This is a genomic window from Vibrio sp. QJM3NY_39, from assembly GCF_057785895.1.
Genome location: NZ_CM173506.1, coordinates 126361 through 138518 on the forward strand (window position 1 = coordinate 126361; position 12158 = coordinate 138518).

The window sequence follows — 12158 nt, forward strand, 5'->3', positions numbered from 1 at the left end:
TCAATAACTTAAAACAATCATTCATCTCCCAGAACAACCTGATCTGGGAGAGAACAGAAATAGGACACGACTATGAACACAACATCACCTATCCAAGCGGTTATCTTTGACTGGGCTGGCACTATCGTTGATTTTGGATCGTTTGCTCCAACCAGTATTTTTGTAGAAGCATTCAAGCAAGGTTTCGACTTTGACATCGACTTAGCAGAAGCGCGTGAACCTATGGGGATCGGCAAATGGGACCACATCCAAGCAGTAGGTCGAATTCCGGCTGTTGACGCTCGTTGGAAGGCTCAGTTTGGACGTTCGATGACAAGTGAAGACGTTGACGCGATCTACGCGGCATTCATGCCTCTTCAAAAAGCAAAAGTAGCCGATCACGCAGCACCTATTTTGAATGCGATAGAAGTGGTCAATAACCTAAAAGAGAAGAACGTGAAGATCGGATCTTGTTCAGGTTACCCACGTGAAGTGATGGATGTTTTAATTCCTGCTGCTGCAGATTACGGTTACCGACCAAATAACGTGGTAGCGACCGATGACTTACCTCAAGGTGGTCGCCCTGCTCCATTTATGGCACTGAAAAACGTAATCGACCTAGGTGTAACTAGCGTTGCTGCGTGTGTAAAAGTAGACGACGCAGCACCGGGGATCGATGAAGGCCACAACGCAGGCATGTGGACAGTTGGACTTGTATTATCGGGGAACGAAGCAGGCTTAACGTATCAAGAATATTTAGATGCAGACGAGGCAACACTTGCAGCTGCACGTGAAAAAGCAAGCGTTAAGCTAAACAAATCAAACCCACACTATTTGATCGATACTATTGCAGATCTGCCAGGTGTCATTGCCGATATTGAAAAACGTTTAATTGCAGGTGAGCGCCCATAAACCTATAAGCCAGCTCAACAAATCCGCACTCTGTATAAAAAAACAACACCAAAACCTTGTAAAACTACGTCGGTGATACGAGGTTCATCCGATTCCAACATTTAAGACAACATATTATTGACAAATAAAACAGTAAATAGCACCTTAAATATATAATTTTTAACAATTTCATTGACTGCGATACGCAATCAGATTAACAATATAAGTACTAAGTAAAAAATAGATCCAGCTGATCCAACGCCTTGATTTACTTATTGTAAGCAGTGTCATACCCCAATAAGTAATCGTTTTTCTGGCAGGTTCAGATAACAATAAGAGTTAATCCAAGGATAAGATTATGAAAAGACTGTCAAAAATCATGTGTGCTATTGTTGCGGCTTCAGGCCTAGCAGCAGCTCCTTCTATTGCTGCAACCACTTACGTTGGTGCAAAAGTAGGCATGGGCTGGCTAGACAGTGCATGTGTAAGCGGTGCTAAATGTGATGATGATGCAATTGGTGCTGGTATATACTCTGGCTATAACTTCACCGACAGACTTGGCATTGAGTTAAGTTCTGACTTCTTAGGTGACTACAAAACTAGCTTCACTAAGAACGGTGTTACAAGTCAGTTTAGCGACCCTATCATCGCTATCTCACTAACGCCAATGTACCGCCTACCAGTAAAACAAGAGTTTGACGTATTCTTCAAAGCAGGTCCTGCTTACATTTCACACGGTGGTGAAGATGACGTTGTTCTTTCTGCTGGCATCGGTGTTGAGAAGCAACTGTCTTCTAATTGGGCAGTGCGTGCTGAATATCAATACTTTGATGATTTCGACGACAACTTCGTTCAAGATCTAAACTCAAATCTACTGTCTGTTGGTGTTAGCTACAACTTCGGTACAGGTAACACAACAGCATCAGCGGCTGCTGCTACAGCTTCTGCGGTAGCAGTAACACAAGCGCCATCTGAGCCAATCACAGAGCCAGCAGTTGTTGTTGAAGAGAAGACAACCGTTGTTGTGACTAAAGCGCAAACAGAGAGCTACTCTCAAGAAATGTTCGCGACTAACAGCACTGAACTGTCTACAGATGGTAAAATTGCGCTAATGCCATTAGTTGAAGTACTTAAAGCTCACCCTCAATCGTCAGTTGATGTTGTTGGTCACACAGACTCGACAGGCGCAGCTGAATACAACATGATGATCTCTAAGAAGCGTGCAGCAGCTGTAGCAGCATACATCGAAGAGCAAGGCATTGAAGCAGACCGCATTTCAGCGTCTGGTGAAGGTGAAGAGAACCCTATTGCAACAAACGATACTGCAGAAGGCCGTGCTCAAAACCGTCGTGTTGACGCAACTATTCCTGGTTTTGAATACCAGCAAGAAGTACAAGTTGAAGAAGTTATCGTAGAAACTGCTCAATAAAAGCTATCTACAGTAACTAAGATCTCTCGACAATAACTGAAATAATAAGGGCGGAGCACTTTCAAGTACTCCGCCCTTTTCTGGATCTATCTTTGTCCATAAGCCGTAAGCCGTAAGCCGCAAAAATCAGCCTACCGCCAAGCTGTACTATCAGAAGACTAGACGATTTCCCAACTGTGGGTCATCTCTACGCCAGCACCCAGCATTAGACATACAGAACAGTATTTTTCTAATGAATCCGCACACACCTTAGCAATCAGCTCAGGATCAAGGTTGTCACCAGACACTTCAAAGTGAATATTAATCACAGTAAAGATTTTCGGCGCTGTTTCACGACGTGTCGTTTCTAGCTTTGCATTACAACCAGTGATGCTTTGACCCGCAGATTTCAAACCGTCCACTACATCAACAGAGCTACAACCACCAGCGGCCATGAGCACCATCTCCATAGGGCTTGGCGCTGTAGCTCCGCCGCTTCCATCCATAACAATAGAATGGCCTGATTGAGAGTGACCTAGGAATTTAAAGCCTTCGACCCATTTAACTTCTGCTTGCATGTTGTTCCTTAGATGTACGAAAACGTCATCATTATTTGGTATACCAATCGTAGTAAATAACTGGTCATCCTAGCTTGTTAAAAATCTCGATAACTTCGTTAGAATTTTTGATTGTAGAATAACTACTTATCGGAAAATTCCGCATTGTTCTCGAGTTTTTTTCCTGCGCTATTTATGATCACTTACTTACTGTGATTGGTATTATTTTATATCAATGCTTACACCCTACTACTGGCAGCATTTATGAGCAAGATTTTCTCAATGACATATTTTTTTGTAAATAATGCAATTTTTTCCATCTAAAACCTGTCTCTATTCGTACATTCAAAATCGAATGAGAAAAACGTCAAGATGAGGTATCTATGAATAAATTATCTAAAATATTGGTATCACTCGTGGTTGCGCTACCACTGATTTCGCTATTTGTAAGCCAAACTGGCACTGCCAATACAATGGATAAAACGGCTAGTTCAGGTAAAAGTGAAATCGCGACACTGGCTGGTGGTTGTTTTTGGTGTACAGAATCCGATTTAGAGAAGCTGACCGGTGTCACCGACGTTATCTCTGGCTATTCTGGTGGTGAGCTAGAAAATCCAACCTACAAACAAGTTTCATCGGGTAAATCTGGCCACATCGAAGTGATCAACGTGACTTATAACCCTGATGTGGTTAGCTATGAACAGGTGCTTGACCAATTCTTCAGACATATCGACCCAACTGATGACAAGGGTTCATTCGTTGATAGAGGTCCACAATATCGACCTGCTATTTTCTATCATAACCAAGAGCAAAAAGACGTCGCTCAAAACTTCATGATGGAGATCGACAAAGCTCAGATCTTTGGTGAACCACTAAAAACAGAACTGATTGAATTTGAAAAATTCTGGCCAGCGGAAGATTACCATCAAGATTATTACAAGAAGAGCAAGGTTCGTTATAACTACTACCGCTACGCTTCTGGTCGTGATCAGTACCTAGATAAAATCTTCGGTGATGATAGAAAAGAAAACCCGCAAACCATCCGTCAGATCATCGATGGTAAGAATGCAACAGCCAATACTAAGACATACAACAAGCCGTCTGATGCAGAGATCAAAGCGTCTCTAACTTCACTGCAATACGATGTGACACAAGACGACGCAACAGAGCGCCCGTTTGACAACAAATACTGGGATAACAAGCAAGAAGGTATTTACGTTGATATCGTAACGGGTGAGCCTTTATTCTCTTCAAAAGACAAATACAAATCAGGTACCGGTTGGCCGAGCTTTACACAGCCAATCAGCGAGGCTTATGTCGTAACGACTACTGACTACAAACTGCTTTACCCAAGAACAGAGGTTCGCAGTAAATTTGGTGACTCTCACCTAGGTCATGTATTTAAAGATGGTCCAAAACCAACAGGTTTACGCTACTGCATGAACTCAGCTGCTATGCGTTTTGTCCCTGCCGATAAATTAGCAGAACAAGGTTATGAGGAATACGTGGAAATGTTTGAGGGTTAAATAGCTCTGCATAAAAGCCAAGCATAAACAACAAAGCCGGCAGATCGCTGGCTTTTTTATTACTAACAAAACTTTGTTTATTAGCCTGTTAACATTATTAACCCGTTAACACAGTATCTTCTGGGTATTTCAATAAGGACGGTTCTGGACGAGCTAACATATAAGCTAAAGTCAAAGGACCAATCCGCCCTATTACCATCACGACAATCATGATGTATTTCCCAGGCTCAGAAAGATTAGCTGTTAGCCCCGCCGTTAACCCAACCGTTGCAAAAGCAGAAATCACTTCAAACATAACTCGATCAAACGCCGCTTTTTCAGTAAGCATTAACAAAAACATCGCAGTGGTTAATAGCGCCCCACTTACCACAATAATGGCCAATGACTTTGTTACCGCTTGCCACGTTACCGTACGTTTAAACATCACCACATGTTTTTTCTGACGTAGAAAAGTCCAGGTCGCAACAAATGCCACGGCAAAGGTCGATACCTTAATTCCGCCCCCTGTAGAAGTTGAGCCTGCGCCAATCAGCATCAGTACTATCATCACCAACAATGCAGGTTGTGTGTACTGCGATAAATCCACGCTATTGAAACCAGCAGTACGTGCGCTAGCAGACTGGAAAAAAGCCGCAAGCCACTGACCTTGGATAGACAAACCTTCCATCGTTGTTGAGTTATTCCTCTCCAATAACCAAAACATCACTGTGCCTACTAACAATAAAGTCGGTGTCGCCGTTAACATTATCTTAGTGTGTAGATGAAGGTGTTTGAATCCTCTACGCCAATTACTCGAGAGATCGCCAACCACCGTAAAACCTAGTCCACCAAAAATGAATAGGCCCGCTAAGGTAAAGATCACCAATGGATCATCGACAAAACTCATCATACTGTCTGAAAATAGGGCAAAGCCTGCGTTATTGAACGCTGAAATCGCATGAAAAAGCGCATAAAAGCTTCCCGTTGCCCAACCCATTTCAGGAACCCAACGGAAACAGAGCAACACGAAACCAAGACACTCTGCAACCAATGCAAAGATGATAATCTTCTTGACTAATTTTCGGAGGTTAACCTTACGATCTTGTCCAAGCGCTTCCTTCGCCAACGCTTGTTGTTTCAAGCTTAGCCGAACTCCAAACATGTAGAGCAGCACCGCAGACAACGTCATCTGCCCTAAGCCACCAACTTGCATCAAAAACATCAGCAAGATCTTTCCAGACAAAGTGAAATGCTCACCAGTATCGACCACGCCTAATCCTGTCACACTGATCGCTGATGTAGCCGTAAACAATGCATCCGTAAAACTTAATCCTGTAACCGAGAAAACAGGCAGAGTCAGCAATATCGCAGAAGGAATAAGCACCGCAAGAAAGCTCGTCAGGTTCAGAGCCTTTTTTGCGCTTGTTATCTTGCTCTAAAGCGTAAAAAAGCCCTCTTCGATTTAACGAATTCATATACTCACCTTACGATAAGTTTTTGAGTTTATGAGCCAAGAGAGTTTTCGGTCCTGCAATAATAACGACATCACCTATCTCCAAACTGATATCCAACGACGGCGCCTTGGTTAGGTTAGGACCGCGCTTAAAGCCTAAGACTTGTATATCCGCTTCTTTACACAGGTTTAAATCGCAGAGTCGTTTTCCTAAGAATTTATGTCCTATTACGATTTCTGTCATCGCTAGGTCGCTACCGAGATCTATGAATTCCAGGACGCGTTTATCTAGCATTTTTCGAGCGACACGTATTCCCATATCTCGTTCCGGCATGATGATATGATCAGCACCTATTTTCGAAAGGATTTTACCGTGAAATTTATCATTGGCCTTTACCCAAACCGTTTTAGCCCCGGCCTCTTTGACGACCAATGTAGCCAGGATGCTGGCATTAACGTCAGCCCCAATTGACACCATGACCATGTCATAATCGTCTAACCTAAGCTCAACTACCGTTTCTTCACTGGTACAATTGGCAACAATCGCTTGCGACACAAAAGCAGCAGCCTCTTTCACTTTATCTTCGTCGATATCAACAGCAAGAACTTGAGCTCCTGAATCTTGAAGCTCTTTACACACAGAAAGGCCAAATCGCCCTAACCCAATAACGGCAAACTGTTTGTCACTCATTCATTGCTCCACTTGCAAAGCTACGTAACGTCGAAAACAAATAACTAAATTGTCTTCATACAAAAAAACGACTATATATCCATAGATAGATACGATTGTCAGCTAATCGCTTGATTTATAAAGGTAGAGAACAAAAGTGATTTCTGCTAATTTCGAACCCATAATTTCTGCGGCAGTACACACTATGAATGAATTCATAAACCAAGTTCAAACTTACATCACCCAGAGCCACAATAGCTGGGGAAATAGCGTCTTGTTTATCACCATTGCAAGTTTCTTTGCTTGGGTGATTTGGCGAATTGTCCATAATCGCTTAGAAATACTGGTTCAGAAGACCCCGTTCCACTGGGATGACCTAATTCTAGATGCCCTAAAAACACCAGTGAGTACCCTGATCTGGTGCTGGCCTGCTACCGTGTCTGTTGGCTTGATTCTTCAAGACCAGTTTGGTAATGAAATCAACTGGCTAAGAACACTTAAACACATACTGATCATATCTACGTTTGTTTGGTTTACGCTGCGAATGATCAGTAACTCTGAAGAGTATGTCTTAGAGCAAAAAACCAGAGACGAAACCACAGTACAGGCTATCGCAAAGGTGGCTCGACTGTTCTTTATGGTGATGGGTGGCTTAACCATCATGCAGGCGTTTGGGCTGAGCCTATCGGGTTTGCTTACCTTTGGTGGTGTCGGTGGTTTAATCGTCGGTTTAGCCGCTAAAGATCTACTGTCGAACTTCTTCGGTGGCATGATGATTTACTTCGACCGCCCTTTTAAAGTCGGTGATTGGATACGCTCTCCCGATCGTCAAATCGAAGGTACTGTCGAACGCATTGGCTGGCGCATGACGATTATCCGCACTTTTGATAAGCGTCCTTTGTACGTTCCAAATTCGGTGTTCAGTAGTATTGTGGTAGAGAACCCATCGAGAATGTTGAATCGTAGAATCAATGAAACCTTTGGTCTTCGTTATCAAGATGCAGACAAATTGGCGCTCATTGTTGATGATGTAAGAACCATGCTCGAGACCCACCCAGATATTGATGCCAAACAGACGTTGATCGTTAACTTTGACAAATTTGGGCCATCAACACTGAACTTCTTTATCTACACCTTCACAAAAACGGTCAACTGGATCAGGTACCACAAAGTGAAGCAAGACGTTCTGTTACAGGTTCTGGCGATTATTCATAAACACAATGCAGACATCGCGTTCCCAACACAGACACTCAAGATTGACCCTCAAAACTTTTCTAATGTTCAAGGTCATAACAGCGTTCAAAGCCTAGGTGATAATCAGAATGTTAGCGATCCCAAAGACATGTTGAACTCCCCTACGGAAGGTCATCGATAGTCAACATCCTTCTTGGTTATCGATAAGTAATAAGCGTGAGGCGTGGTAATATGGTGGTAGTAACCCTATACAACCGATTACCACCTTATGATTTTACCTGTCATCTTAGCTGGCGGCTCTGGTAGCCGCCTCTGGCCACTGTCTCGAGAGCTCTATCCTAAGCAATTCCTGAATATTGCTGGCGAACAGTCGATGCTTCAGCAAACACTTCAACGCCTGCAAGGTATCGACGCACACCTAACGGATAGCAGCTGCGATGCGCCATTCATCATCTGTAATGAAGAGCATCGTTTTATCGCTGCTGAACAAATTCGCTCAGCTAACGTCCTGCACAGCGGCATTCTGTTAGAACCTGTCGGTAGAAATACTGCGCCAGCCATCGCACTTGCAGCCTTGCAAGCTTTGACCAAGTCTCATGACACTAAAGGAGAAGCGGCTGACCCAATCTTATTAGTGCTTGCTGCCGACCATCACATCGCTAAAACCTCTGAATTCCAACAATCCATTAACCGTGGTGTTGATTACGCAAAACAAGGCAAACTGGTGACATTCGGTATAACCCCGAATGCTCCAGAGACTGGCTATGGCTACATCAAACAAGGGCAACCTCTTATCTCTAGCCTACAACTAGAAACCAACATTACAGACCAACCAAACCATTATGCTTACGACATTGAGTGCTTTGTAGAAAAGCCCGATAAAGCAACCGCAGAAGCATACATCCGCTCAGAACAGTACTTATGGAACAGTGGCATGTTCATGTTTAAGGCATCACGCTATCTTGAAGAACTCGCCGATCACCACCCCGAGATATTAGCGGCTTGTAAACTCGCTCTTGCAAAGCAAAATACCGACCTCGACTTTATCCGTATCGACGCTGAAGCATTCAAAAGCAGCCCAAGCGATTCCATCGATTATGCCGTGATGGAGAAGACCTCGCACGCAGCTGTGATCCCGATGGATGTCGGTTGGAATGATATTGGCTCATGGTCTGCTATCTGGGATGTAAGCGACAAAGATGAGCATAACAACGTCATTGAAGGTGACGTGTTAACCGTCGACTCTCAACACAACTATATTCATGCTGAAAACAAGCTAGTTGCTACTGTAGGTGTCGATAACCTGATTATTGTCGAGACCAAAGACGCCATATTAGTCGCAGATAAAGACAAGGTTCAGGGGGTTAAATCGATTGTTAGTCAACTAAGTCAAGCAGGTCGAACGGAGCATATTCATCATCGTGAGGTATTTAGACCTTGGGGTAAATACGATGTGATTGATTTAGGAAAGCGAGACAAAGTTAAGCGTATCACCGTAAAAGCGGGTCATCAGCTTTCACTACAGATGCATAATCATAGAGCGGAACATTGGGTAGTAGTAGCTGGCACTGCGAAAGTGACCAACGATGAGAAAACCTATCTCGTCGAAGAAGATCAATCGACTTACATCCCTTTAGGTCACATCCACTGCCTAGAGAACCCTGGCGAGACACCTCTTGAAATGATTGAAGTTCAAACCGGCAGCCATTTAAGTGAAGACGATATCATTCGATATCAAGACAGCTATGGGCGAGACGTTCGAAGCGAACAAGCTTCTTCGTCTCGGAACAAAAAATCGAAATAGAAGCGGCGACAATCAAATGAAACCAACATTAGATCTTAGCTGCTTTAAGAACAACGATATTCGCGGCATTATTGGCTCTCAAATTAACGAGCTGTTCGCCTATCTGCTCGGTAAGGCATTTGGCGAGTACGCCCTATCCATGACACCTGAAACTTCATTAGATGGCTTGGCTCAAGTGGTGATTGGTCGAGATAACCGAGAAACGTCCCTTTCATTACAAGAAGCCATGACCAAAGGCTTAATCGAGTCTGGGATAGCCGTAATAGACCTTGGGATGACTGGCACTGAAGAAGTCTACTTTGCGACTCGTCACTTAAAAGCGATTGGCGGAATACAAATCACAGCCAGCCATAACCCAATCAATTACAACGGAATGAAACTGGTCGGTGCTGACGCTAGCCCCATCAGTAAAAACAGTGGTTTAAATAAAATAAAACGACGCATTAAAGTACTGAATCAAAAGCTGAACGCCGATTTGCCGATCGTTCATGTTCAATCAAATAACTCAGGCAGATCGACCAGTATTCTCGCCCCTTATGTAGACCAGCTACTCTCCTACATAACACCTTCTAAACTTTCACCCATGAAGATTGTGGTTAACTCAGGAAACGGCGTTGCAGGACATGTCATTGATGCTTTAGAGAAGAAATTTAACGAACTCAGTGCCCCTATCACCTTCATCAAGGTTCACCATACTCCTGACGGGAAATTCCTTAATGGCATCCCCAACCCATTGATTAAAGAAAACCAAATAGTGACTCGAGATGCAGTCTTAGAGCATTCTGCCGACCTTGGCATTGCGTGGGATGGTGATTTTGACCGTTGTTTTTTCTTTGACGAAAATGGCAATTACATTGAGGGTTACTATATTGTCGGGTTGCTCGCTGAAGCATTTTTGTTAAAAGAGCCTAACGCCACAGTGTTGCACGATATGCGTATGACATGGAACACGATTGAAGTCGCCAATAAGCTTGATGGGAAGGCTGTTGCAGTCAAAGCTGGGCATGCGCTCATCAAAGAGAAGATGCGAGAATTAAACGCTGTGTACGGTGGTGAAATGAGTGCGCACCATTATTTTCGTGATTTTGGATACTGCGATTCAGGAATGATTCCTTGGCTACTGGTTATTGAATTGATGTCGAAAACCCAACAATCTCTTCACCAATTGACCAGCGCAAGTATGGATAGATTCCCTTCTTCCGGAGAGATAAATCGCAGAGTTTCAGACTCAGAACAAGTCATGGCTTATGTGTTGTCGCACTATCAAGTTGATGCCGTTGAGATCGATCACACAGACGGGCTCAGCATGAATATGGGGACATGGCGCTTCAACTTAAGAAAGTCCAATACAGAGCCGTTGATACGCCTCAACGTGGAAACCAAGCAAGATAGAACTTTACTGTCACTTAAAGTCGACGAGCTACTGTCTTTTTTCATTTAAGAATACAAAGCACTTCCAGTTTTTAACTAATTTTCAACTAAGAGCCACAAAAAAGCCCTTACTAGCGATTGCTAATAAGGGCTTTGAATTTTCAGTCGCTTAGTCGCTGACTGTAATTAGTTTACTTGTTGCGACGAGCTTCAACAGCATCTGCCAGTTGGCGAAGTACTGTTTCAGTATCTTCCCAACCAATACAAGCATCGGTAATAGACTGACCGTATGTCGCTGCTTTGCCGTCAACCAAGTCTTGGCGACCTTCAACAAGGTGAGATTCAATCATCACACCAAAAATAGCTTTATCACCACCTGAAATCTGTGCACTTACGTCATCAGATACGTTAATTTGGCGTTTAAACTGCTTAGAGCTATTCGCATGGCTGAAATCAATCATCACCTTCTCTGGAAGACCTGAAGCTTTTAGTTCTTCCTTAATCTTGCTTACATGCTCTGCACTGTAGTTTGGCTCTTTACCACCACGTAGGATGATATGGCAATCAGGGTTACCTGCAGTTTCAATGATAGCGGAGTGACCGTACTTAGTTACAGACAAAAAGTGGTGAGAAGCACTCGCTGAACGAATCGCGTCGGTTGCGATCTTAATGTTGCCATCAGTACCATTCTTAAAGCCTACAGGGCAAGAAATACCTGAAGCAAGTTCACGGTGAACCTGAGATTCAGTCGTACGTGCGCCAATTGCACCCCAGCTAATTAGGTCAGCAACGTATTGAGGCGTGATCATATCTAGGAATTCACTTGCCGTCGGCATTCCCATATCAGTTAGGTCAAGCAGTAGCTTACGTCCTAGACGAAGACCATCGTTTAGCTTGAACGTATCATCCATGTATGGGTCGTTAATCAGACCTTTCCAACCAACAGTTGTACGTGGTTTTTCAAAATAAACACGCATTACGATTTCAAGTTTGTCGCCTAGTTCATCACGTAACACTTTCAAGCGTTTGCCATATTCAAGTGCAGCTTCTGTGTCATGAATAGAACATGGGCCTACGATAACAAGTAAGCGGTCGTCGCTATCTTCTAAAATATTATGAATCGCTTTACGGCTTTCAAAGGTTGTAGAAGAAGCAATTTCTGTCGCTGGAAACTTTTCTAAAACAGCAACAGGTGGTAATAACTCTTTTACTTTGTTAATTCTTACATCATCAGTCTGAAACATCGCTTACTTCTTCCTATTTTCTATCCTTGAGCTGAATGTAGGTTATCTCACGTAACTTTCCATCAGCACTTATCTTCTTGTT

At 43.3% G+C, this 12158-nt stretch carries 9 protein-coding genes and 1 pseudogene; 6 read left to right on the plus strand and 4 right to left on the minus strand.

The window, feature by feature from the left end:
• Nucleotides 1–72 precede the first annotated feature (72 nt).
• Both phnX and AC3CHU_RS16625 read left to right on the plus strand, forming a co-directional pair.
• Nucleotides 73–891 (plus strand): phosphonoacetaldehyde hydrolase, encoded by an 819-nt coding sequence (phnX, locus tag AC3CHU_RS16620; RefSeq protein WP_488525960.1) that lies wholly within the window; start codon nucleotides 73–75, stop codon nucleotides 889–891.
• A gap of 337 nt (nucleotides 892–1228) precedes the next feature.
• Nucleotides 1229–2299 (plus strand): OmpA family protein, encoded by a 1071-nt coding sequence (locus tag AC3CHU_RS16625; RefSeq protein ID WP_488525961.1) that lies wholly within the window; start codon nucleotides 1229–1231, stop codon nucleotides 2297–2299.
• Between the two features lie 158 nt (nucleotides 2300–2457).
• On the opposite strand, the gene AC3CHU_RS16630 is transcribed toward AC3CHU_RS16625, so the two are convergent.
• Nucleotides 2458–2856: an OsmC family protein gene (locus AC3CHU_RS16630; RefSeq protein WP_488525962.1), complete on the minus strand. Its 399-nt coding sequence runs from the start codon at nucleotides 2854–2856 to the stop codon at nucleotides 2458–2460.
• Nucleotides 2857–3218: 362 nt separating this feature from the next.
• On the opposite strand from AC3CHU_RS16630, the gene msrB reads away from it, so the two are divergent.
• Nucleotides 3219–4361, plus strand: coding sequence for a peptide-methionine (R)-S-oxide reductase MsrB (gene msrB / locus AC3CHU_RS16635; RefSeq protein ID WP_017075818.1), 1143 nt, complete (start codon nucleotides 3219–3221; stop codon nucleotides 4359–4361).
• A gap of 97 nt (nucleotides 4362–4458) precedes the next feature.
• Here the strand turns inward: msrB and AC3CHU_RS16640 are convergent.
• Nucleotides 4459–5815, minus strand: a pseudogene (locus tag AC3CHU_RS16640) (TrkH family potassium uptake protein).
• Between the two features lie 9 nt (nucleotides 5816–5824).
• A complete protein-coding gene (locus AC3CHU_RS16645) occupies nucleotides 5825–6484 on the minus strand; it encodes a potassium channel family protein (RefSeq protein WP_488525963.1) in 660 nt (219 codons plus the stop codon).
• Nucleotides 6485–6668: 184 nt separating this feature from the next.
• Between AC3CHU_RS16645 and AC3CHU_RS16650 the strand changes: the two genes are divergently transcribed.
• From AC3CHU_RS16650 to AC3CHU_RS16660, 3 genes are all read left to right on the plus strand, one after another.
• Nucleotides 6669–7838, plus strand: a complete 1170-nt coding sequence (locus tag AC3CHU_RS16650) for a mechanosensitive ion channel family protein (protein WP_488525964.1) — start codon at nucleotides 6669–6671, stop codon at nucleotides 7836–7838.
• 87 nt (nucleotides 7839–7925) lie between these two features.
• Nucleotides 7926–9461, plus strand: coding sequence for a mannose-1-phosphate guanylyltransferase/mannose-6-phosphate isomerase (locus AC3CHU_RS16655; RefSeq protein WP_488525965.1), 1536 nt, complete (start codon nucleotides 7926–7928; stop codon nucleotides 9459–9461).
• Between the two features lie 16 nt (nucleotides 9462–9477).
• On the plus strand, nucleotides 9478–10902 hold the full coding sequence (locus AC3CHU_RS16660) for a phosphohexomutase domain-containing protein (protein ID WP_488525966.1): 1425 nt from the start codon (nucleotides 9478–9480) through the stop codon (nucleotides 10900–10902).
• A gap of 121 nt (nucleotides 10903–11023) precedes the next feature.
• On the opposite strand, the gene aroG is transcribed toward AC3CHU_RS16660, so the two are convergent.
• A complete protein-coding gene (aroG, locus tag AC3CHU_RS16665; protein ID WP_017075824.1) occupies nucleotides 11024–12076 on the minus strand; it encodes a 3-deoxy-7-phosphoheptulonate synthase AroG in 1053 nt (350 codons plus the stop codon).
• Nucleotides 12077–12158: the final 82 nt, after the last annotated feature.

What these genes read in the sequence shown, in the direction of transcription:
- phnX (WP_488525960.1), top strand. Translation starts at nt 73, where the DNA reads ATGAACACAACATCACCTATCCAAGCGGTTATCTTTGACTGGGCTGGC.
- AC3CHU_RS16625 (WP_488525961.1), top strand. Translation starts at nt 1,229, where the DNA reads ATGAAAAGACTGTCAAAAATCATGTGTGCTATTGTTGCGGCTTCAGGC.
- AC3CHU_RS16630 (WP_488525962.1), bottom strand. Translation starts at nt 2,856, where the DNA reads ATGCAAGCAGAAGTTAAATGGGTCGAAGGCTTTAAATTCCTAGGTCAC.
- msrB (WP_017075818.1), top strand. Translation starts at nt 3,219, where the DNA reads ATGAATAAATTATCTAAAATATTGGTATCACTCGTGGTTGCGCTACCA.
- AC3CHU_RS16645 (WP_488525963.1), bottom strand. Translation starts at nt 6,484, where the DNA reads ATGAGTGACAAACAGTTTGCCGTTATTGGGTTAGGGCGATTTGGCCTT.
- AC3CHU_RS16650 (WP_488525964.1), top strand. Translation starts at nt 6,669, where the DNA reads ATGAATGAATTCATAAACCAAGTTCAAACTTACATCACCCAGAGCCAC.
- AC3CHU_RS16655 (WP_488525965.1), top strand. Translation starts at nt 7,926, where the DNA reads ATGATTTTACCTGTCATCTTAGCTGGCGGCTCTGGTAGCCGCCTCTGG.
- AC3CHU_RS16660 (WP_488525966.1), top strand. Translation starts at nt 9,478, where the DNA reads ATGAAACCAACATTAGATCTTAGCTGCTTTAAGAACAACGATATTCGC.
- aroG (WP_017075824.1), bottom strand. Translation starts at nt 12,076, where the DNA reads ATGTTTCAGACTGATGATGTAAGAATTAACAAAGTAAAAGAGTTATTA.